Annotated in this window: 15 protein-coding genes and 1 pseudogene; 11 read left to right on the forward strand and 5 right to left on the reverse strand. The window is 57.9% G+C overall.

What is annotated here, in order from left to right; genetic code table 11:
• Nucleotides 1–28 precede the first annotated feature (28 nt).
• The 11 genes and pseudogenes from VR74_RS14235 to VR74_RS14285 all read left to right on the forward strand — a co-directional run bounded on the left by VR74_RS14235 (nt 29) and on the right by VR74_RS14285 (nt 14,877).
• Nucleotides 29–1,618, forward strand: coding sequence for a TlpA disulfide reductase family protein (locus tag VR74_RS14235; RefSeq protein ID WP_045697926.1), 1,590 nt, complete (start codon nt 29–31; stop codon nt 1,616–1,618).
• 57 nt (nt 1,619–1,675) lie between these two features.
• On the forward strand, nt 1,676–2,194 hold the full coding sequence (locus tag VR74_RS21110) for a UGSC family (seleno)protein (protein ID WP_299950652.1): 519 nt from the start codon (nt 1,676–1,678) through the stop codon (nt 2,192–2,194).
• 653 nt (nt 2,195–2,847) lie between these two features.
• Nucleotides 2,848–3,555, forward strand: coding sequence for an ABC transporter ATP-binding protein (locus tag VR74_RS14250; RefSeq protein WP_045697930.1), 708 nt, complete (start codon nt 2,848–2,850; stop codon nt 3,553–3,555).
• Entirely contained in the window at nt 3,552–5,924 is a 2,373-nt protein-coding gene (locus tag VR74_RS14255; RefSeq protein WP_299950655.1) for an ABC transporter permease, read from the forward strand. The genes VR74_RS14250 and VR74_RS14255 overlap by 4 nt, the downstream gene beginning before the upstream one ends.
• A 4-nt stretch (nt 5,925–5,928) precedes the next feature.
• Complete coding sequence (locus VR74_RS14260; RefSeq protein ID WP_299950657.1) at nt 5,929–7,260, forward strand: HlyD family efflux transporter periplasmic adaptor subunit; 1,332 nt, start codon at nt 5,929–5,931, stop codon at nt 7,258–7,260.
• A gap of 1,145 nt (nt 7,261–8,405) precedes the next feature.
• Nucleotides 8,406–8,606 (forward strand): annotated as a pseudogene (locus VR74_RS21585) (Lon-like protease helical domain-containing protein); the annotation flags it as partial.
• Entirely contained in the window at nt 8,607–10,760 is a 2,154-nt protein-coding gene (locus VR74_RS14265) for an ATP-binding protein (RefSeq protein WP_366462641.1), read from the forward strand.
• Nucleotides 10,757–11,527, forward strand: a complete 771-nt coding sequence (locus tag VR74_RS14270) for a hypothetical protein (protein ID WP_299950663.1) — start codon at nt 10,757–10,759, stop codon at nt 11,525–11,527. Before VR74_RS14265 ends, VR74_RS14270 begins: the two co-directional genes overlap by 4 nt.
• Before the next feature lie 186 nt (nt 11,528–11,713).
• Nucleotides 11,714–12,580, forward strand: coding sequence for a universal stress protein (locus tag VR74_RS14275; RefSeq protein ID WP_299950665.1), 867 nt, complete (start codon nt 11,714–11,716; stop codon nt 12,578–12,580).
• A gap of 106 nt (nt 12,581–12,686) precedes the next feature.
• A complete protein-coding gene (locus tag VR74_RS14280; protein WP_045697934.1) occupies nt 12,687–13,922 on the forward strand; it encodes an amino acid permease in 1,236 nt (411 codons plus the stop codon).
• A 196-nt stretch (nt 13,923–14,118) separates the two neighbouring features.
• Nucleotides 14,119–14,877, forward strand: a complete 759-nt coding sequence (locus VR74_RS14285; RefSeq protein ID WP_299950667.1) for a universal stress protein — start codon at nt 14,119–14,121, stop codon at nt 14,875–14,877.
• A gap of 45 nt (nt 14,878–14,922) precedes the next feature.
• Here the strand turns inward: VR74_RS14285 and VR74_RS14290 are convergent, their stop codons facing one another.
• The 5 genes from VR74_RS14290 to VR74_RS14310 form a co-directional block, all read right to left on the reverse strand.
• Nucleotides 14,923–16,065, reverse strand: coding sequence for a site-2 protease family protein (locus VR74_RS14290; protein WP_045697936.1), 1,143 nt, complete (start codon nt 16,063–16,065; stop codon nt 14,923–14,925).
• A 96-nt stretch (nt 16,066–16,161) separates the two neighbouring features.
• Nucleotides 16,162–17,859 carry a class I adenylate-forming enzyme family protein gene (locus tag VR74_RS14295; protein ID WP_045697938.1) on the reverse strand — a complete coding sequence of 566 codons (1,698 nt, stop codon included), beginning with the start codon at nt 17,857–17,859 and terminating at the stop codon, nt 16,162–16,164.
• A 136-nt stretch (nt 17,860–17,995) separates the two neighbouring features.
• Entirely contained in the window at nt 17,996–19,645 is a 1,650-nt protein-coding gene (locus tag VR74_RS14300; RefSeq protein ID WP_299950669.1) for a DHA2 family efflux MFS transporter permease subunit, read from the reverse strand.
• Nucleotides 19,642–20,793: an HlyD family secretion protein gene (locus tag VR74_RS14305; RefSeq protein WP_045697940.1), complete on the reverse strand. Its 1,152-nt coding sequence runs from the start codon at nt 20,791–20,793 to the stop codon at nt 19,642–19,644. The genes VR74_RS14300 and VR74_RS14305 overlap by 4 nt, the downstream gene beginning before the upstream one ends.
• 267 nt (nt 20,794–21,060) lie before the next feature.
• Nucleotides 21,061–21,990 (reverse strand): hydrogen peroxide-inducible genes activator, encoded by a 930-nt coding sequence (locus VR74_RS14310; RefSeq protein WP_299950672.1) that lies wholly within the window; start codon nt 21,988–21,990, stop codon nt 21,061–21,063.
• Nucleotides 21,991–22,468 lie beyond the last annotated feature (478 nt).

Genomic DNA, 22,468 nt, shown 5'->3' on the forward strand with positions numbered 1-22,468 from the left:
GTGTTCTTAATCGATAAGGAGAGAGTCCATGACGGAAACCAAACCGAGCTTCTCTCTGAAGTCTCTATCCGGCGACACCCATACGTTTCCTGGCAACGGCCCGCACCTCGTCGTTTTCGTCAAGGAAGACTGTGAAACGTGCAACACGGCCGCGCCTGTCGTAGAGGCTCTTCACAAGGCGTACGGTGAAAAGTTACGGGTTTTGATGCTGGGGCAATCCGGAGATGACAACGCTGCTCTCAAGGAACGCCATGGTCTCACGCTCCCGGTCCTCGATGACAGGTCCTGTAAGATCTCCTTCAACTGGGACATCGAGATCGTGCCTTCGGTGTTCTGGATGGATGCTCATGGCAGGGTGAAGTCGCATTTCGAGGGTTTCGTGCGTGAAGAATGGCAAACGCTCAGCGCAGACCTGGCCCGGAGCTTAGATGTGGCTCAAGCCCAGATCGACTGGGCAAGCCTCCCGGCATGGCGTCCCGGATGCGGCTCCAAGCATCTTTATCCTGAAATTTATGACAAGTTGCGCGCAAGCGCAGAGGACAGTGCGATACAGGCGCGGCGCATTGATATTGCCCCTGCGGACGACGTGATTGAGTTCATGTTTGATCAGGGCTTTTCCGACGGTCTGCCGCTCGTGCCACCAACGCCCGAACGGGTGCTGCGAATGCTCGAGGGCACGCGCCGCCCTGCGCAAGACCTAGTCGCCATCGTACCTCCCAATATGGGTGTAGCGACAGTGGAAAAGATTGCCATCAATGCGGTCATGGCGGGTTGCAAGCCAGAATATATGCCCGTTATCATCGCTGCACTGGAGGCTGTCTGCACCGATGCATTCAATATTCACGGCGTCACAGCCACCACGATGGGTGCGGCGCCGGTGATTGTCGTCAATGGTCCGATCCGTGACCAAATCGGCATGAATAAGGGACTGGGTGCGCTCGGATCTGGCAACCGCGCCAACGCGACAATCGGCCGTGCCTTGCGCCTCATCGTTGGCAATGTGGGCGGCGGAAAACCCGGTGGTGTCGAGCGCTCTACGCTTGGCAATCCGATGAAATATACGATGTGTTTCGCGGAAAACGAAGAACGCTCTCCGTGGCCGCCGCTTCACGTTGAGCGCGGTTTCAAGAAGGAGGATTCGGTCGTCACGGTCTTTGCCATGACTGGCGGCCCAGTCCATATCGTTGACCAGGAATCGCGCAAGCCCGAACAGGTCGCCGGGTCTATCGGGTTGGGACTGGAAGGCGTGTTTCTGCCTAAATTGAGAAACCTGCCAGTAGACGCGCTTCTCGTTGTCTGCCCGGAGCACATCGACACGCTCATGAGTGAAGGAGATTACAGCAAGGATCGACTGCGAGCCCGGATACAGGCTGTGACCCGGCGCCCCTTGAGCGAAATGGTTGCCGACGACATGTCCGGCGCAGGCATCCCCATGGCAACCGCCGAAAAAATGGGCGCGGGGAAGCTCGGGACTGAAGTACCGAAATTCGCTGGCCCGGAATATATCCACATTGTCGTAGCAGGATCTGATGCAGGCAAGTTCAGTTCTGCTTTCCATGGCTGGGCGACCGGCGAAATCGGTTCGCAATCGGTGTCGCGCAAGATCGATTTAGGCTAGAGACAGAATCCCAAACGGGTATGATCAAAAGACAGGCGAGCAGAAGAAGGACGGAAAATGACGACAATTCTTGATCCCACTGACGAGCGAAAGCCGGTCGCGCGTCAGATCACGCCGAGAACCGGGGGGCTCACAGGCACGGTCGGCCTGCTCGACATCCGCAAGCCCCGCGGCAATGTCTTGCTTGATGAGCTTGAGCGCCAACTTACGGCCGCGATACCCGGCATTAAGGTGAAGCGCTATTCGAAGCCGACCTTCACCAAGCCGTGTCCAGATGACCTGCGTCGCGAAATTGCATGCGACGTGGACTATGTCGTCGAAGCGCTGGCCGATTGAGGTTCCTGTACGACGTGCAGTCTGCACGACACAGTCTGGTTTGAAATCCAGGGAATCCCATCGGTCTCCATCGCATCGTCCGAGTTCGAGGAAGCCGCCAATTTTCAGCGCAGTGCTCTTGGCATGGAAGGCGCTCGCTATGTCCTCGTCCCACATCCTATCCAGGATGCCACGGATGATGAAATGCGAACCAAAGCAAAAAATGCGCTCACCGGGATCATCGACGCGCTGACAAAGTAAAGACGCTGGCTGGAAGCGACATTCACGCAACGCAGAAAAGTGTGTCACGTTGGGAGGGGGAGACGGGCTCAAGGAAACGGACGGGCGAGCATTCCCTCGCGCGTTCTGACCCGGGTGACCAACCTTCATAAAAAGGCCCCTTATGATCAGGGGCATCTGGGACGAGAAATTCGCGGCAAGCGGCACTGGCAACCAGTCACGAATTTCAAGCAAGACAGTTTTCAGCGCGTTATGCGCGTGCGTCGACTCGGTCCGCTCGAGAACCTCCATCAGTTCCTCCAGCCATACACTGGCCGCGTGGAGCGCTTCATCATACTGGTGCAAGCCTGACTGCTACATCGCGCTATCCTGCCGCCTGGGCGGCCGCCCTCGTTACATTCCCATCATTTCGGTATTCGACCTTGTCGAGCCTAAGGTCACCGACCGCGATCAGACTTGATCGGAATCAAGTCATTCCCTCAGCGAGTTGGCATATTGTCAAAGTTGCAATCGGAGACCGGAAGCCTGTCGAGAGAGCGAGTTGTTTCCGTGCAGGAAAAATGTGAAATCATGCAATCTGCGAGCACGCGCGGACTGGACAGGTTCACAGGACATGCAAACCTCGCAACGAAACAGGCCGGGTCCCGGTTGTCACGCAAAGGTATTCGGCTCCCATGCCCTCCACCCTCATGACGGCCAGAAACCTGACAAAGGTCTACGATACGGGCGAAGTGAAGGTGCATGCCTTGCGCGGGGTCGATCTCGATATCAAGCAGGGTGAATTGATCGTCCTGTTAGGACCGTCGGGGAGTGGGAAGTCGACCCTGCTCAACATTCTCGGCGGGCTCGACAGTCCGACTTCTGGCGAGGTACTGTTTCAGGGAAAATCTTTGACGGGATCAAGTTCCGCAGCCCTGACCCGGTACCGCCGTCAGCACGTCGGGTTTATCTTCCAGTTCTATAATCTTGTTCCCAGCTTGACGGCCCGTGAGAACGTCTCGCTTGTTACCGAGATCGCGGACGATCCGATCCCGGCCGACGAGGCCTTGGCGATGGTCGGCATGTCTGAGCGGATCGATCATTTTCCGGCGGAACTTTCAGGGGGCGAACAACAGCGTGTTGCGGTGGCCCGCGCGATCGCCAAACGACCTCACCTCCTGCTTTGCGATGAGCCGACCGGTGCGCTCGACAGTGCGACAGGCGTGCGCGTGCTGGAAGCGCTCGAACACGTCAATCGGACGCTCGGATCCACAACGCTCATCATCACCCACAATGTTGGTATCGGGGAGATGGCGGACCGGGTAATCCGCTTTTCGGATGGCAGGATTGCGAGCACCGAGAACATGGGGCGTCGCCGAAAGCCTTCGGAGATTTCCTGGTGAACCTGTTTTCGGCGCTCGACAGAAAACTGTTTCGTGACCTCGTGCATATGAGGGGGCAGGCAGTTGCTGTGGGTATCATCATTGCATGCGGCGTCGGGATACTGATCATGGCCCTGGGCGCGCTTCAGTCCTTGCAGCAAAGCCGTGCCATTTATTATGAACATTACCGGTTCGCAGACGTCTTTGCAGAGGTCAAACGTGCGCCTGAACGGTTATCCTCCGAGATACGCCAGATCGATGGCGTCCAGCAGGTCGAGACCAGGATTTCCAGGATCGTTACGCTCAATATACCGGGCCTGGAGGAACCTGCCAACGGTCAGCTCGTGTCGATCCCGGACGAAGGCGAGCCCACCCTTAACGGGGTGCTCTTGTATGAAGGCCGCTGGCCAGACCTGACACGACCCGACGAAGCAATTGCCAGCAAGGCGTTTTCAGAAGCAAACACAGTCGCGCTTGGTGCGCGTGTATCAGCCATAATCAATGGGCGGGCGCGCGATCTGGAGGTTGTCGGCATCGGAGATTCACCTGAATACATTTACACACTCGGGCCGGGCGCCTTGTTGCCGGACGACGAGCGCTTTGGCGTTTTCTGGATGCGCCGCCGGGCGCTGGAAGCAGCCCTCGATCTGGATGGAGCGTTCAGCAGTGTCAGTGTGACCCTCGCCGGCAACGCGCAGCCTGGCAATGTGATTGCTGAAATGGACACACTGTTGTCCCCTTTTGGCAGCATCGGTGCGTATGCTAGGGAAGACCAGATTTCCCACGCCTTCATTGAGTCCGAAATGCAGCAGCTGAGAAGCATGGCGCGTGTCATTCCGCCGGTCTTTCTCATCGTGTCCGCAATTTTGATCCACGCAATCCTCACACGTTTGATTGCGACCGAGCGCCAACAGGTCGGCCTGCTCAAGGCATTTGGATACACGCGGGTTGAGATTGCCTGGGTCTATGTCAAATTCGCGCTTGTCTTGACGGCCGGTGGCGTGCTTGCGGGCTTCGCGTTAGGATGGGCGCTGGCGGGTCTGCTGACGCATCTTTATTCCGATACGTTCCGGTTTCCTGATATCATCCTGACCCTCGCTCCGGCCTCGTTCCTGATTGGCGCGATTGCGGCTTTTTCGGCTGCCATTGCTGGTGCGTTGAATGCTGCACTCAAGGCGGCCAGCCTTGCTCCTGCAGAGGCAATGTCTCCGGCGCCGCCGACAATTTACCGTCGTGGGTTTTTTGAAGGACTGAGCGGTTCAAGCCACCTGGATGCGCCTACACGCATGATTGCCCGGCATATTACGCGCTGGCCCCTCCGTGCGGGAATGACCATGGCCGGAATTGCAGCTTCCGTCGCGCTTCTGGTTGGCACCCTGTTTGCCTTTGATTCCATCGACGTGATGCTCGATACAAGGTTCAACCGCACCGACGCTTATGACGCCGCGGTGAATTTTATCGAACCCCAGGGAACGGATGCCGTGCTGGAACTCCGCCGCCTCCCGGGCGTGCTGTCAGTTGAGGGGAACAGGGATGTCTATGTTCGACTGCGTCATGGGCCACTTGATGAGCGCAGCGTGATAATTGGCCTGCAGCAGGGTGGGCACCAGAAACAATTGCTGAACGAGGATGGGCAGATCGTGCCGGTGCCTGAGCACGGGCTCGCATTGTCGAACCAGATGGCCAGCATGATTTCAGCAGGCCTCGGTGACCAGGTCACGGTCGAAGTGCTGGAAGGCCGAAGGCCTGTTGCGGCCATGCCTGTGACGGCGATTGTCGCCGACGATATCGGTGCGTTCGCTTATATGGAAATCGGTCAGGTTAACCGGCTGCTGGGTGAGCGGCCAACGGTCACCGGCGCATTTCTGGCAATCGATCCCGATCAGAAGGCAGCTTTCAGTCAACAGGTCCTTGCCCGCCCGCGCATTGCCAGTGTGTCACTACAGGAACCCGCCATCGCGGCCTTCGAGACAACGCTTGAGGAAACCATTTTCATCATGATGGCTATCTATGCTTTGATTGGCGGTTCGATTGCAGCCGGTGTCGTCTATAATGCGGCGCGGATTGCGATGATGGAGCGTGGCCGGGAACTTGCCAGCCTCAGGGTTCTGGGTTTCACCGAAGGGGAGGTAACACACATCCTGTTAGGCGAGCTTGCCATATTGATCATGATCGCCCTGCCCATCGGAGCCATCTTTGGCTTGGGGTTTGCACATCTCATCGCTAGCGGCATGTCAACGGAATTGTACCGGATCCCATTTGCCCTGCAGCCTTCTACCTATGGCATGGCGGGCCTAATTGTGTTGGTTGCATCAATCGGCGCGGCCATTCTGGTTGCGCGCAGGGTGCGCGATCTGGACCTGATCGAGGTGTTGAAGACCCGTGAGTAAACCCATGTCACAATCCCGAATGATTTTCTGGGGCACGCTCGCGGCCCTGCTGGCAATGATGGCTATCTGGGCACTCTGGCCAAGGCTTGTTCCGGTCGACCTGATCGAAGTCTCGAGCGGGCCGATGGAGGTTACCGTCTCCGAAGAAGGCGAAGCGCGGGTTCGGGATTTGTTCGTTGTGTCCGCACCCGCAGGCGGTCAACTCTCGCGGATTGAAATGAAGGCCGGAGATTGCGTCCAGGCGGATACAACCGTGATCGCGTCGATTTACCCGATGGCTACTCCCACGATCGATGCCAGAAGTGCCGCACAATTGCAGGCCGCAGCTGGTTCAGCGCGCGCAGCGGTGTCCGCGGCGGAGGCAGACTTGAACCGCCGGCGCGCCGATGAAACACGCGCCGAAGGCGACATGGACCGGGCCCGTACGCTTTCGGTGACCGGTACAGTCTCGCAACAGGCGCTGGAGCGCGCCGAAACCGAGTATCAAACCTTGTCCGCCGCCACGCTGCAGGCTCGTGCTGCACTGGACCTTGCCCGCCATGAACTGCAAAGGGCTGAAGCAGCCTTGATGCCTGCCGGTGCAAGTACAGGCGGCGGTAGCGTTTCAGTCGTCGCGCCTGTGACTGGCGTAATATTGCGGGTCATACGTGACAGCGAAGGTCCCGTATCAATGGGCACACCTCTACTGGAGATTGGCGATCCAGATGATATCGAGATCATTGTCGATCTGCTTTCCGAGGATGCCGTCAGTATCTCGCCAAGTGATGTCGTCCGTATTCGCGGGTGGGGTGGGGCGACGCTGACAGGCCGGGTGCGCATCGTGGAACCCTACGCGTTCACGAAAGTCTCGGCGCTCGGCATCGAAGAGCAGCGCGTTAACGTCCTGATCGATCTGGACGGTTCAGGCCGTCGCCTGGGTCACGGTTTTCGTGTACGCACGGACATTGTCGTCTGGTCCGCGCCTGACGTTGCGCGTGTGCCGATGACGGCGCTTTTCAAGTCTGGTTCTGACTGGACCGTCTATCGCCTTGAACGTGGCCGGGCACGCCTCGCCAAGGTTCAAGTCGATCATATGAATGGACACTCCGCCGAGATACTGACCGGATTGGACCAGGGTGATCTGGTCATCGAACATCCTTCCAGAAATATTGCCGATGGCATTCGAGTTAAACAAAGATCGTTCCGGAAGGGCGGCACCCTTGATGAGATATCCGGTGCTACAGTCGGAATAGTAAGTGATTCCAAGGACATCACCGCATGCGCAGGATCAGGTTCAAACCTCCGGCCGAGTAGGGCTTCTGAAGCAGTTCCGCGCGCACCAATGACAAGTGAATGAAGGACTGGTCTGCGCATGAAGTGACCTTCTCGCAACCGGGTATGGCTCGCTCACAATCATCGGGGGCTGGGTCGCGAGCGGCCTCTCCCGCCGACGCCGCAATGTCCCATGTCGGGCTTTTCATGAACCCGGCAGCAAAAAGGCGCTGTGATTCGTGACTATCGCCACGCTTGGTGCGATTCGGGAATTGCCACTCTCCCTTGCCGGCATGAGAAAGTGCGCGACAGCCAACAGCAGGGCCAGGAAGACCTCAGCCCCTGAGCACCAAGTGCTCCCCTCGACCGACCATGCGGTTCGCGCCGGTCAAGCGTGCGCATCGGCTGGCAGGGTGGCGAAACCAATCGCGCGCCCGCTGCGGCAGAGGATGTGAACTGCGCCCCACAACGCTCTTGCTGCAGGCAGCAAGAATGGTATGCATATTGATTATGCTCAGTATAAGGATATTTTACCGGGATGCTTCGCGGTGCCGAAGCACTATCGTCTGAGAGGAAGCCGGAAGCTGACCTTTTAAGGGCCATTGTCTGCATTCTGCCCGGAGAGGGCAGGCACATGACCGCGTCTCTCAGATTGGCATCGCATGAGTTTCACTCTTGCAGAACCCGGGGCGGCTGCGCATGATCGCGCCTTTTGGGCCGCGTTGCGACCATTTGGTCTTGGCGGTTCCTGCTCGAATGGTATTGAATAATTCCCATGACCGTTGCCCAGACGATACAAGCTCCCGCGCTTGCTCCGCTTCTTAAGCTAGATCGGAAAAACAGCTTGTCACTTCAGGAACAAATAGGTCGCGGATTTTTCAATGCGATCGGGTCGGGCGTGCTGCCAGCCGGGGTACGATTGCCTTCGTCGCACAAACAGGCAGACAGGCTCAGGGTCTCACACAACACTGCGCTTCTGGACAACCTACCCCAAGCGCGTCAGGGGCCGATGTTGGCGCCATTGTGTGCATGATATGATGATAATTGCAGGATGTGGAGGTGGAATTGCCATTAAGTGGAACCGCACGGACCGTTGATCCACTGCCGGCGGACCGCCTTCGCAGGCGTACCCATCTCGCAAAGATCAAATCGACGCAGTCCTTACCAGAAGAATTTGATGGTTTCTTTGGCCAGGAACGTTCGCGCGAGGCTATCGAGCTTGCCGCTGCAATGTCAGCAAAGGGGTTCAATCTATTCGTGGCTGCGCCTCCGAGGGCCGATGCGTCAGCCGCCACGAAGCGGTTGCTAGAGAGAGCCACCGCAGATCGTGAGCGGCCGGATGACTGGGCCTACGTCTTCAATTTTGACACACCTCACAAACCCCGGGCCCTTCGTCTGCCGTCGGGTGCCGCGACAAAGTTCCGGGATGTCATGCGCGATCTCGTTTTGGACCTGATTGCCGCGGTGCCCGCCGCGTTCGAGAAGCCGGAATTTCAGGCTCGGAAAGAGGCGCTGCAAGAGGCGTTCGTGAACCGCAAGGAGGACGCGTTTGAAAAGCTTGGTGAGGAAGGACGCAATCGCGATGTGGCCATCATCCAGACGCCCATGGGATTTTCACTGGCCCCCCTCGAGAACGGTGAAGTCCTTGACCCGAAATCATTCAATGCGCTTTCGAAAGACGAGCAAAAGCGACGCCAGAGTCAACTGAAGGAGGTGCAGGACTTGTTGGCCGACTCGCTCCGGGACTTGCCAAAATGGGAGCGCGAAACGCGTCAAAACCTCAGGACCCTTGAGCGCGATACCGCCGAGGTAGCGATTGCGGAATCCATCGAGGAGACCAGGGCCTTGTTGCAGGAATTCCCAGCAGCCATAGAGCATCTGGACGCGATGCATCGTGACCTTGTGGAAAACATAGTTCTTTTCTCAACCTTCGCCGCGCAATCCCGCGACGCTGGCGTGGGACCGGCCATTTCCAACGGCTTGCTCGGCCCCCTTGAGCGCTATGGCGTCAACGTATTCGTCACTCATGACGACGAGCGCAGTGGCGTTCCAGTGGTCGAGGAGGTCCATCCAACACTCGCCAATCTCGTTGGCCGGGTCGAACACAGGGCCGAGGCCGGTGTACTTACAACAAGCTTCATGCTGATCAAACCCGGTGCCCTTCACATGGCAAATGGCGGGTATCTGATCATTGATGGCCATAGCCTTTTCCGCGAACCGCTGGCCTGGGATGCGCTCAAGCGGTGCCTCAGGCAATCGGAGGTTGAGATCGAGAGCGTCAGCGAAGTCCTGAATCTCACGACAACAATCACGCTGGATCCGGAACCGATACCGATCGATCTACGTGTAATTCTTGTGGGTGATGCGTGGATGCACCATGTGCTGGTGACCTACGACCCCGATTTTTCCGTTCACTTCAAATTGCTGGCTGACTTCGAAACAGACGCACAACGTTCCGAAAGCTCCGAGGCAGCTTTCGCAGCAAAACTGTCTGCTCATGCGATCCGGGAAGGGCTATTGCCACCCGATAATTCCGCGCTGGAACGTCTCGTCGAGGAAACAGCGCGTTCCTCCGGTGATGCAGACAGGCTGTCACTCGTGTCAAGTGATATCCGGGATCTGATGATCGAGGCATCGCACCGCGCCGGTGTGGCCAACAGGGCGTCTATCACGCTCGCCGATGTGGCAGAATCAATCGCTTCAAGACGCCGTCGCTCGAGCAGGATCAGTGACCGAATGCAAGAAGGCATATTACGCGATATTGCATTGATCGACACTGACGGCGTGACGGCAGGACAGATCAACTGCCTCAGCGTATTCCAGGTCGGGGGTTTCATCTTTGGCAAGCCCACCCGCGTTACAGCGCGAGCGCGACCCGGCAGCGGCCAGGTCATTGACATTGAGCGGGAAGCCAGTCTCGGCGGACCAATCCATTCCAAGGGCGTGATGATCCTGACGGGCTATATGGTCGGACGCTACGCGGTCGACAAAGCAATGTCGCTGCAGGCGAGCTTGGTGTTCGAACAATCTTATGGGGGAGTCGAGGGCGACAGCGCGTCTCTGGGCGAACTGTGTGCACTCCTTTCTGCAATTGCAGACGTGCCGCTGGCGCAGTCGCTCGGCGTGACGGGTTCGGTCAACCAGAGAGGGCAGGTCCAGGCGATTGGAGGCGTCAATGAGAAGATCGAAGGCTTTTTCGACATTTGTAATGCACGCGGCCTGACGGGTGAGCAGGGCGTGATCATCCCCTGGAGCAATGTTCAGCACTTGATGTTGAACGAAGAGATTGTCCAAGCGTGCCGGGCAGGTCGCTTCAACGTCTATGCCGTTCACACTGTCGATGAGGCAATCGCGTTACTGACAGGTGTGTCTCCTGACATTTTCCATGAAAAGGTTGACGCCTCGCTATCGGCATTTGCTCAAGCCATTTCAGAGTCGGGCGGCATCAGCGAAAAATTCCCCGCCGGTCCGGTTCCTAAAACCGTCCCGCCATCGGATCCACTGGGCACTCCTCCGGAAGAACCACCCAGCAAGCCACCTCGTACGCCGCCGAGCCGGTCGTCTGCCACCAGAGAGACCCGGTGAACGCGATGCAGGCTCAGTTTTCAAACTGTACGGTTGTCAGCATTGCGGCGATAGATGATGCGGCAAGCGAAACCACGGCGCTCGTGATGGCGAAACGCCTCGGCTCGACTTGCAACGCCATCCTTGTCACGAGTGAAGACTTGCTCGTGTCCGCACAGAGGACGTTCGGCCAAATACTGGATGTCACGACGGGAAAATGGCGCGACCAGCGGCCTCTTGATGATTCTCCAATTACAATCAGAACGTCTGCGCAGCGGGTCAAGCGGTATCTGGCGGTGGCCAGATCTCTGGGAATTGAGGTGGACATATCCGTGCTCGAAGCGGGGCAGGCGCTTGCTTACGTGAGGGCCGCACCCCGTGAGGGACTGCTGATCCTGATGCAGCCTGCTGACCCGCTTGTGCGTCAGTCCCACCCGTTTACCAAATTGCGTCACGCAGCTTTGCTGGCGCAGGCCCCAACCCTGTTTGCACCACCTTACCGACTTCCAGAATCAAATGGCATACTGGTATTGGCGAGGGGGGACGACGACCCGGCAATTCACCTGGCGGAACAGATGGGATATGCTGTCAGTGAACCTGTGGAACGCTGCGGCACCAGCCGCCTGGATGCGCTTGACCCGGCTTGGTTAGCCCGTCGATCGTGCCCGCCGACATTGATCGTCAAGACGCGGGACGACCAATTGGATGATCCTGCTAGCGTGTCGCGAAATACCCTGCGCTTGCGCGTTCCGATTCTACTCATTGATTCCCAAATCCCACCCGAATGACCCGGACTAATCGGCGCAGGAACCTGAATTCGCGATCACGACCTGCTATCTTCCGTGATATGAGGGGGGCCTGCCCATTGAAACTAATTTGGATGGCCCAAGGGCGTTACATGGATCGAGAACAATAGTTGTGGTCTGCTATTCTAGAAGCTGAACATTTGGGAGAACGGGATGAAAACGATACTGGTGCCGCTGATCGGGCAACACGATTTGGAAAATCCGCTCGAAGTTGAGCGGTTCGCGCTGGCCGCCGGTTTCGATCTTGCGCGCCGGTTCGGGGCCCATGTCAAAGTCGTATCGCTTATTGATCGACCATCGTCATCATCACGAAATTGGCCGATCTGGTGGCCTCGCGGCGGTGCTGGCGAGCTTCTGGACTGGATCGATGAGGTCAGCGAGCAGCGCCGAAAGCATGCTGTGGCCCAGTACAATGCCATTGTAAGTTCTCAGGATCCGCAACCGTTGCAGACAGAAAGTCCAACTCCGGGATTCACAGCAAACTTTTCCGAGCAGGTTGGCGAAGTTGTCACGATGCTCGGCCCCATCTGTCGTCTTTCTGACCTGATCGTCACGTCGGCTGCAGATACGGACTGGCTTGTGCCCTTCTCGCCGCTTGTCGAACATATACTTTGCGATGCGGGCAAGCCGCTTCTGGTCGTGCCGAAAAATAGCGCTGGCGTGATCGGAGAGAACGTGGCGGTCGCTTGGGACGGCTCTGCTGCGTCGGCGCGGGCAGCGGCTGCCGCGCTGCCATTCCTCCGCTTGGCACGCGAGATCACAGTGTTTACTTGCGATGAGCTCGGGAAAGCTGATGTCGATCCTGCGGACATGGTTGCCTATCTGGCATGGCATGGACTGGACGCGCGTAGCGCTCGCATAAAAGACGCAGGCCAGCGCCCCGGTCCGGCCATCATTGATGCGGCGCTGGAGCAGAACTGCGATCTTGTCGTCTTGGGTGCCGGATTGCATTCACGTGCGCATCGGCTCGTATTCGGCAGCATGACGGAATATGTGGTGGATAAACCGCGGATAGCCGCGCTGCTGGTGCCCTGACCGCCAGAAGGCGGGATGGAGGCGCAAGGCAGCCAGGCAACATTCTCAATTCCAGTGAACCCTTGAAGGTGACGCTACCGCCCGCCACCCAAATGCAGGACCGATAATGCCTGATCAAGAGCCAGAAACCAGCCAACCACGCCTAAAGCGCGCGCTGACGCTACCCTACATCATTTTGTACGGGCTCGGCGTAACCGTTGGTGCGGGAATTTATGTTCTGGTCGGAGATGTCATTGCGCTGTCAGGCAATCATGCCCCGATTTCATTTCTGATCGCCAGCCTCGTAATGCTCTTGCCTGCGGCGTGTTTTGCGGAGTTGACGGGGCGGATGCCCTTTGCCGCAGCCGAGGCCCATTTCGTCAGGGCCGGGTTCAGGTCCTCCACCCTCTTCCTCGTCGTGGGTCTGGGTGTTTCTGCTGTCGGTATCGTCTCGTCGTCGGCAATTGCGCACGGGGCCTCGGGATACATCGTGGAACTCGTCGACCTTCCCTACATCTTGGTTCTCGCCGGCGTCATCGTTATGAGTGGCATTGTTGCATGTTTCGGCATTCGCGAGTCGATCCTGTTCGCAGGCGTCCTGACACTGGTGGAGATTGGCGGGCTCGTATTGCTTGTCATCGGTGCGATCTGGTCGGGCGCTGATCTGGGGGGGCAGGCTGTGAAAGCCGTGCCGACCTCATTTTCTCCGGTGCTCTGGTCGGGCATATTTGCTTCGGGCCTGCTGTCTTTCTTTGCTTTTATCGGCTTTGAGGACATCGACTCGATTGCCGAGGAGACCGTGAATCCGCAGAAGACGCTCGCTCTGGGGATTTTCGTAACTCTGGGACTGACGCTCGTACTTTACACGTTCGTCGTCCTGGCGGCGCTTGCGACGGTTTCAGTTGACGAGCTCTCGAGCAGCCGAGCGCCGCTCGCCATTGTATTCGATCGCACCACCGGGCTGTCTCCGGTCGGTATCACCCTGATCGCCATTCTTGCGACAGTGAACGGCATTATCGTCCAGATCATAATGGCGGGGCGGGTTATTTACGGACTTGCAAACGAGGGAGCGTTGCCAGCCTTTTTGGCGCGCGTGAATGCGCGCACGCAGACGCCGGTCGTGGCCACGGTACTCGCCACACTCATCGCGTTGACCTTGGCTCTGGGGTTCACGATCACAGCGCTGGCCGAATGGACGTCCATGATAACACTGGTGATCTTCGTTCTTGTCTGCCTGGCCCTCGCACGGATCAAGCGCCGCAAAGATCCGGCACCGGAAGGCACGTTCATCGTTCCCCCTTGGGTGCCATATGGCGGAGCCCTCGCAACCCTGCTGCTGCTGGTCCTGGGTTTGACGGCCTGAGTTGCATAAAAGATGTCGGCAAGTATATTCGCGATGCGGACAATTTATTGAGGCGTTATCAAATACCGGTGCGCACTTGCATGCTATCGGATGTTATCGAAAGCACGAGGCAATTATGAAAATCAGGGACATTAGTGTGTGCATGGCGTCGCCCCAAGAGGACATGCAAGCGTTCGAATTCGCGTGTGACTTTGCCATGACACACAATGCGCACCTGAGTTGCGCTGCCTTCACGATCCTGCCGCCCATGTTTACAGGCTATGGCATCGGCGGCGCCGGCGAGGTTTACGCATCGATACTGCAGGAAACGCGGAACATGATGAAAGCCGCGTGGGACGCGTTCGAGGAGGGGCTGGCTGGCAAGGAGCCGGCAGTGGAAATGCGACACCTGGAGACCTTCCCCAACCGCGTGGAAGCGACTTCCGCAATGAATGCGCGTTATGCCGACCTCGTGATCGTGCGCGCCCCCGATGAATCGGACGCCCAGCCTCATGCCGATATGGTGGAGGGCGTCTTGATGGGAAGTGGCCGTCCGGTTCTGGTCCTGCCGGTGGGCTGGAACGGCCGGACTATCGGCGATCGTGCGGTGGTTGCCTGGGATGCCAGCCGCGAGGCTGCTCGGGCGCTGCATGACAGTATGCTGGTTCTGTCGGACGATGCGAAAGTGTGTATCGCGACGGTCGATGCGAACCCCAGCGAAACAGGCTATGGGCAAGGGGCGGGATGGGATATCGGTGCCCATTTTTCCAGGCACGGATACGATATCGAAGTGCGCAATGAGGATAGTATCGGTCGCTCCGTCGCGGACGTGCTTCTGGACCTGACGGTGTCATATGACGCCAATCTCATCGTCCTCGGCGGATACCGGCATGCGCGTCTTCAGCAGGCCATCGTGCCAGGTGTCACCCGCAGCTTGCTTCGGACATCTAAGGTTCCGCTTCTGCTTTCGCACTGAAGCCGCGTCACGCGCCAGCCTGGCTCGCGGCATATACGCAACCGGTCAGGCCCCTCCGCTTGCTGGTTCGAGCGCGAGTTTCATGGATAGCAGGTCCATCAGGTCCTTCAGGACGATGACACCAAGGAGCGTCTCATGGTCAATGACCAGGAGTCGGTTCAGGCCATTTTTCTGCATTTGTATCAGTGCATTCATGGCTGGCTCATCCGCTGAAATGGTTTTGACGGGCGTGAGCGGTGTCATGACGTTACCGGTCAGGGTCTGCGGCCAGGCATCCCGCGGGACCATCCTGACCTCACCGAGGCCGATCGTGCCTACAGGTTTGCCGGCCGTCAGGACGGGAAACATGTCGTGTCCGAACTTGTAGAGATGATTTTCTACGAAATCTGCAAGGGTGACGTCTGATGAAACCGTATCCGGCGCTGGCGTCATAAACCGGGCAACAGGCAATCCGTCCAGAACGGTTTCGATCCTCGTATTCAAGAAGGCTCCGATCGCAGAAGCCCGGATGAAGCCTCCGATCAGCACCCACCATATCCCCGCCAGCAGGTTCCCGGTCAGGACGCCGAGCAGGCCAGCCAGCATAAAGCCTGTCCCGATATACTTGCCCACTTGCGAGGCACGCATCGTTGCCATCCTGATATCTCCGGTCGCTGCCCATATCGTTGCGCGCAGCGCCCTGCCGCCATCCATAGGAAAGGCTGGGACAAGGTTGAATATGGCCAGTACCAGGTTGAGCAGTGCGAGATAGTGCAACACGCCCGCGAGAACGGGAAGCTGGTCTATCCCTCCCACAGCGATACTTGCGCTGAAGAACAGCCCCGACAGGACAAGGCTCATGGCCGGTCCGGCCAGCGCCATCAGCAGCTCAGGTATCGGGGCCTTGGGTTCCTGTTCAAGCGCCGCCACGCCGCCGAACATGAACAGGGTGATGCTGGAAACAGGGGTGCCAAATCTTGCCCCAACAAGTGAATGGGCAAGCTCGTGGATAACAATGGAAATGCCTAGACCGACGACTGCGGCAAGGGCCATTGCCCAGTAAGACTGCGTCTCCAGGCCGGCATACAGCTCCGGAAATGTACCCTGCGCGAGTGACCATGCGATCAGTGCGGCAATCACGGCCCAGCCTGGATTGATTCTTATCTCGATCCCGAAGAGCTTGAACAGGAGAAAGCTGCTACTGAACATGAAAGGCTTGGCGTCTTGTAGCGGCTTGCTCCGCAGATTGATGTTTCATCAGTTATTCACCGCTTCCATTTGCGCAGGTGTGAGGTCGGTTCCAGTTCAGGCAGGGATTACGCTTGCGCTGAGGCGATCACGCAATTCGCGCTTGAGGAATTTGCCGCTGGCATTGCGCGGCAGGGCTTCTTCGAGAAACCAGATGTAGCGGGGGGCCTTGTGCTTGGCCATGATCGCCGCGCAATGATCACGCAAAGCGTCTTCTGTCAGTCTCTCGCCAGGTTTCAATACCAGCGCAATGCCGACTTCTTCCCCCAACCGATCATCAGGCACGCCAAACGCGCAGCATTCAGCAACGGCTTCATGGCGATAGACTGCCGCTTCGACCTCAGCACAGTAAATATTCTCTCCCCCGCGCAGGACCATGTCCTTCTTGCGATCGACGATGAAGATAAATCCATCATCGTCGATGCGGGCAATGTCACCGGTATGCAGCCATCCGTCCGTGATTGAATCAGCGGTCGCCTCGGGGCGATTGATGTAGCCTTTGATGACTGACGATCCCCTGACCCATAACTCGCCAACCTGACCCGGTTGCACTGCCTGGCCGTCATCATCCACGCACTTGGCCTCAAAGTTGGGCATTGCTGGCCCGGCACTATCGGGCTTGTCCACAAAGAAGTCTGCGGCGATCGAGGTGATTATCCCGCAGGTTTCCGTCATTCCATAGCCCGTGCTGGGGCGCGCGGTAGACACCTGGGACTCGATCTTGTGCACAAGGTCAGGAGGGACCTGCGCACCGCCACCAGACAAGGAGGCCAGGCTTGAGGTGTCGGTGGTGGCAAAGTCGGGGTGGTTGATCAGTTCGCGTGCCATCACGGGCACGCCGCTCATCGAGGTCACGCGCTCCTTGCTGACCAGGCGGAGCGCTTCACCAGCATCCCAGCGATACATCAGCACAAGCGCCCCACCGGCAGCGGTCGTCGCATAGGCACCACAATTATTGGCGGTGACGTGGAAAAGCGGTGTCGTAATCAGCGTCGTCGGGATCGGCGGCGTCACCGGTGGTGCGATACCCGTCGCCCGCTCGGTGGCAAGCGCCGATGAGGCGGCCGCATACATCAGGTTGAAGAGATTGGACACGCAACCCCGGTGAGTAAGTTGTGCGCCTTTGGGGTGCCCCGTCGTGCCCGACGTGTAGAAGATGCAGGCATCGGAGTCTGGGTCCACCTCTAGGTCCGGCATGTTGCCGCCATGAGCGATCACCTCCGACCAGGGTGTGACGTTTTCGGGTGCATCGGGAATACGTATACCCACAATCTTTAGGTTCGCCGCTAAGTCTGGGCGTTCCTGTAGGCGGGCAAGGCGTTCGGAATCGAGAAAGACGACTGCAGGTGCAGAATCGGAGAAGGCATAAGCCATTTCTTCGGTGGTCCACCAGGCGTTTATGCCAACCACTGTGATGCCGGAAGACACGCAGGCCCAGTAGATCAACATCCATTCGGGATAGTTACGCATGGCGATTGCCACGCGATCGCCGGGTTTTACGCCCTGGGCAGCCAGCCATGAGGCAACAGCGTTCACCCGCTCGTGGGCGTCAGCGTACGTCAGCCTTTCATCGCCATAGATCAGGTAAGGACGCTCGGCGAACTGGATTGTTGACAACCAGACCTCACGTACGTTGAGCGGTGCGTTCTTGTAGATGCGGGCCCGGTTTCCAAGCACCTCAGACTCGACAATCTCGAAAGGGCCACCAATTCCGGTCAACTCTTCTCGTGCTTTTTGCAGTTCGGCATAATGCATTGTGGTTTTCAAATCTCCGCAGTGATTTCTTGTTCAACATACCCATACAGCTGATCGGATACGCGGCAAGCCTTAAGCCCTTCGGCCACTCGCATTGAAGGCGGGCGCTTCAGGGGAGCGCCGATCCGGGGCCGCTTCATCGCTGCATCGCCTTGTTCTCCGGTTTGGGCAGCAGCAGGGTAAACATGAGCACAATCGCAAAACCTAGCGAGCAGACAAGGAAACTGTCACGAAAGGCGAGCACCAGTGCCTCTTGGCGGACAGCATCGGCGATAGGGCGAAATCCGCTCACGAAGGCCTGTTGATAAGGCTCTCCATTCGTCATCGCCGTCCACATGTTTTGCTGATGCTGATGGAGCAGCTCGGGATTTCTTTCAGTCATCGCCGAGGAGAGGTGCTCACCATGAAAGAAAATGCGTCTCTGCAGTAGAATGGCGAGCATGGTTACACCAAAAGCACCCCCCACCTGCATCAAGAAAGACGCCGCGCCTGCAGCACTTGCGAGCAGGTGCGAAGGAACACCGCGAATGGCCGTCGTATTTGCTGGCGGCATGCAGAAGCTGATGCCAACGCGCCCGAGAATAATCCACCCGATCAACATCCAATATGATGTAGCCGCTGCAATGCCGGCCAGCAAATACATCGACGCGCCAAAGCAGATAATCCCGAATGCAAGCAGCAGCCGCGTGTCAAACCGGTCACTCAGCCGCCCGGCAATCGGAAACCCGATCACCATCGCCAGACCGGCTGGTATCATCATAACGCCAGCTGCTGTTGGTGAATAGTGTTGAACCATCTGTACAAAGATTGGAATGAGATAGGTAGAGCCGTAAATCGCGGTGCCAGTGAACGCGATGATGATTCCTGCAGAGGCAAATTGCCAATGCTGGAAAACGTGCAAGTCGAGGGCAGGGAATGGGTGTCGTCGTTCCCACCAGAAAAAAGCGATTCCGGCCGCAATAGATACGGCGAGTCTGATGAGTGCGCGGTCTGAATACCAGCCATCACGATCGCCATTTGCAATGGTCGACAGTAAACCGACAACCGCTATGCCGATCAATGTGAGTCCCAGCCAATCAAGTGGTGGCGCTTTGGTGCCTCGTGCGCTGTCGCGCCCTGGCATCAGCATGGCGGCGAGCGGCAACGCGAAAAGTGCAATGGGCAGTGTGGCAATGAACACAAGGCGCCAACTTGACAGATCTACCGCAAATCCCCCCAGCGCGGGTCCGAAGGCAGGTGCGAGAACGACACCGATTGAAAAAATTCCAATCGCGGTACCCCGCTTGTTGTCCTGGAATGTCTGGAAGATCAGGTACATGGACATGGGTTGCAACAGGCCAGCGGCGATGCCTTGCAAGGCGCGGGCGATGACCAGAAATCCGAACGTGGAGCTGACAGCCCCAAGAACCGATCCGCTGATGAACAGCGTCAATCCGACCAGGTAGGTGGCCCGCGTGCCAAAAGCGCTCATCGCCCAGGCATTCGCGAGCATCGCAATCGTCGAAGCGGCCAGAAAGGCGGTGGACATCCACTGGGCTTTATCCTGGCCGAGACCGAATGCGCCGATGATGGAAGGCAATGCAACATTGATCGTCGTTGCCGCCAGCATGGTCGATAGTGATCCGCAGAGCAGGCTGAACAGCAAGAGCCAGCGATAGGAAGATCCGAATGTGCCAAAACGCTCACGTACAGCCGCGCCGGCGGCATCTGGAATGTCGGGTGCATGAGCATGGGGAAGGGTAGATTGCTCAGTGTTCGCGTGCGGGCCGGCTCGCGCCACAGTCACGTCTTCTCCTTGCGCCGCGCTATCGATACGCGGACCATTGATCCGGGTCGCAGGTGCGCATCGCCGGGATCAAGATCAATTCGCACAGGAATGCGCTGCGTGATCTTAGTGAAGACGCCCGTCGCATTCGGATTGGGCATGAGGGAGGATTCGGATACAGTCAGATCACGTATCACCGAAACCCGCCCAGTCACACCCGCGCCGGGAGCGCTGTCAACTTTTACGTTTGCGGACGCCCCGACTTTGACATAGCGGATCTGCGTTTCCTTGATGTTTGCGGAAACCCAGACTTTTTCGGGATCATGCAGCAGGGCAACGCGGAATCCGGCCAGTGTCCGTTCACCGGCATCAAAAAACATCTCATCTACAACGCCATCAATCGGGCTGCGAACCTGGTGTTTCTCAATGATGACTTTCTGGCGTTCTGTCTGCGCCTTGGCGCGCTCCAGGGCAGCTTCCAGTATCTTCAAATCCTGCACGACAAGCGACGCATCATCCTTGGAAATAGCCGCTTCTCGTTCCTTCGCTGAGGATGAGGTCAGACGTGCTTCAGCGCCTCGCAGGGTTTGCTGTGCGGCTTGCAGCCTGTTCTGGGCCTGGTCCCAGGAGTCCTGTGTGACGAGTCCGGCTTCCTTGAGCCTCAGCTCGCGATCATAGTCCCGCTGCGCAGCCATCAGGTCCGACCTGGCCGCCTCTACGTCCGCGCGTGCCGATTGCACATCGGCTCTGCTCGCATCGATCTGGGTGCCGGATCTTGAGTCCACAAGACCAAGCCTTGTGCGCTCACGCTGGATCTGAGCCGCGAGGCCGTTTTCTTCTGCAAGGTATTCGGTCAGCAGGTGACGAGCCTCACGGTCGTCGATCTGGTACAGGATGTCTCCACGCTTAACGTGGTCCCCGGAAGAAGCATATGAGGCCGTGATGTTGCCTGAAACGTCAGCAGACACGGACAAGATGTCAGCGGCAATACGCGCGTCGGAAGTCGAGACGTAGCGGGACCGGTCAATGGACCAGGCACTCACAAGCCCGATGGCAAGCAAGAGCGCTGCGATTGCAAGAATCATCCGTGGGGTAAGGAGGCGTGTGCGCCAGTAGGCGGGCATCACCAGCTTTAATGCTTCTTCTCTGCCGGGCGTTTTCTGGTCCATTCATTCTCCCGCCAACAGCCAATACCGTGCGTCGATGCTCTTCAAACATCTCTTGGAGATCAATTAGCCGCCCTCGCGTCGTAAATTGCAAGATTGACGTAGGGGCTGCTTTGTCAGGCTAGTTCGTCAGAGCGAGACGAGAAGCACGACGAGGCATAGAACGCTCGAGGAGTTTAGGAGGGGCCTTCAACCTTGAACACGCAAGTCGACTTTTATCTCCATATAATCATGCCTCGTTTCGGCTGTCCTTTTGAAGCCTCCTTATAGCTAGCGCCTGCGCCGCGAAGATACCTTGTGCAGAATTGTACCGGCTGTCTCCCGGAGTGCTGCTGCCAGCAAGCGCAATCGGCTCGCCAGAGGCGAGGTCGAGCGCCAGATCAGGGAAATCTGGCGGCTTGCACGAGGATCGTTGATCCGCCTGACGATAAGGTCGGGATCCCGTCGCGCCTCTGTCAAAGCGTACAGGCTGGGAAGCACAGCAATTCCGACACTCATCTCGGCCATTTGCCGGATCGCGTCCAGGCTGGTGCCTTCATATTCGGAATTCACGTGAGCGCCTGATGCCTCGGCCAGTGACTGGATTATCATATTGAGGCGGTGCCCGTAGCCCAGAGTCAGAAGTGTGCGCCCTTGCAGTTCAGCCAGCGGGATATCGCCTGTCTTCTGCGCAAGGGGATCATCTGGCGCAGCGCAAATCCAAAGGTCTTCCTGGAACAGGAATTCATGGTCCACGTCGGTATGGTCTTCCAGGGTGGAGATAACCGTGTCGAAAAGTCCGTCATGAAGGTGGCGCTCAAGATCAATCGTGCGTTCTTCGCGCACGATGAGGCGCAAATCAGGATGCTCTGAGTGAAGGTGGCGGGTGACCGACGGGAGAAGATAGGCGCCGATCGTCGGCAGGACGCCTAGTCGGATACGGCCCGTCAGGTCGTCAGCATCCGCCCGCACAACAGCCTTCAGGTCTTCTGCATCTCTCAAAAGGAGGCGGGCCCGGCGGACAACTTCCGCACCAATTGGTGTGAGGAAAGCCTGCTGGCGACCGCGCTCGACAAGGATCGCGCCGAGCTGCGCCTCCATCTCGGCAATCTGCGCCGACATGCTGGGTTGACTGACATTTGTGAGTTTCGCAGCTTCGCCAAACTTTCCTGTATCAGCTATTGCTACAAGGTACTGCATCTGCCTGAGTGTGGGTCGCATTATATAGCTTTTTCCTATGAATCCACTTCAATAGTAATATTTGAACTATTTATTCTCAAGTCGTATTTGAAGGTTGAGCCAAATGAATGGCTCGTAAAAAGGAGACTGAAATGACAAGCAAAGCGCCTTCCTCCCGATCCATCGGGCAAGGTGGCTCCACAGAGCATGTTCTCATGAACACAGCCCCTGCCGGGCATGAGGACTGTGCGAAACGAACGGTTCGTCGTCAATGGCGCGCCAGGCGCAAGCGGCGTTACGCCCAGCCGCTCGACGCATAGGAACGTTCAGATGCTATCTGCCGCAGACTTTGTGATGTTGTTTCCGACTCTTCCAAAGGCGCAACCGCAGAGCAGGTCTCGATTCCCCCAGAGCCGACGCAAAGCTGTTTCACCGGCTTTGCCTACGCAACCGGATCGAGCCCCGCGTCGTTAGGACGGGCCTCTCAACCTCCCCCCCCCCCCCCCCCCCCCCCCCCCCC

It is taken from the genome of Hyphomonas sp. BRH_c22, from assembly GCF_000961795.1.
Lineage (GTDB): Bacteria > Pseudomonadota > Alphaproteobacteria > Caulobacterales > Hyphomonadaceae > Hyphomonas.

Bases quoted from the DNA above. Each gene is read 5' to 3' on its own strand.
- VR74_RS14250 (WP_045697930.1), top strand. From the start codon at position 2,848: ATGCCCTCCACCCTCATGACGGCCAGAAACCTGACAAAGGTCTACGAT.
- VR74_RS14280 (WP_045697934.1), top strand. From the start codon at position 12,687: ATGCCTGATCAAGAGCCAGAAACCAGCCAACCACGCCTAAAGCGCGCG.
- VR74_RS14285 (WP_299950667.1), top strand. From the start codon at position 14,119: ATGACACACAATGCGCACCTGAGTTGCGCTGCCTTCACGATCCTGCCG.
- VR74_RS14235 (WP_045697926.1), top strand. From the start codon at position 29: ATGACGGAAACCAAACCGAGCTTCTCTCTGAAGTCTCTATCCGGCGAC.
- VR74_RS14290 (WP_045697936.1), bottom strand. From the start codon at position 16,065: ATGTTCAGTAGCAGCTTTCTCCTGTTCAAGCTCTTCGGGATCGAGATA.
- VR74_RS14260 (WP_299950657.1), top strand. From the start codon at position 5,929: ATGTCACAATCCCGAATGATTTTCTGGGGCACGCTCGCGGCCCTGCTG.
- VR74_RS14295 (WP_045697938.1), bottom strand. From the start codon at position 17,859: ATGCATTATGCCGAACTGCAAAAAGCACGAGAAGAGTTGACCGGAATT.
- VR74_RS14305 (WP_045697940.1), bottom strand. From the start codon at position 20,793: ATGGACCAGAAAACGCCCGGCAGAGAAGAAGCATTAAAGCTGGTGATG.
- VR74_RS14265 (WP_366462641.1), top strand. From the start codon at position 8,607: ATGCGCGATCTCGTTTTGGACCTGATTGCCGCGGTGCCCGCCGCGTTC.
- VR74_RS14310 (WP_299950672.1), bottom strand. From the start codon at position 21,990: ATGCGACCCACACTCAGGCAGATGCAGTACCTTGTAGCAATAGCTGAT.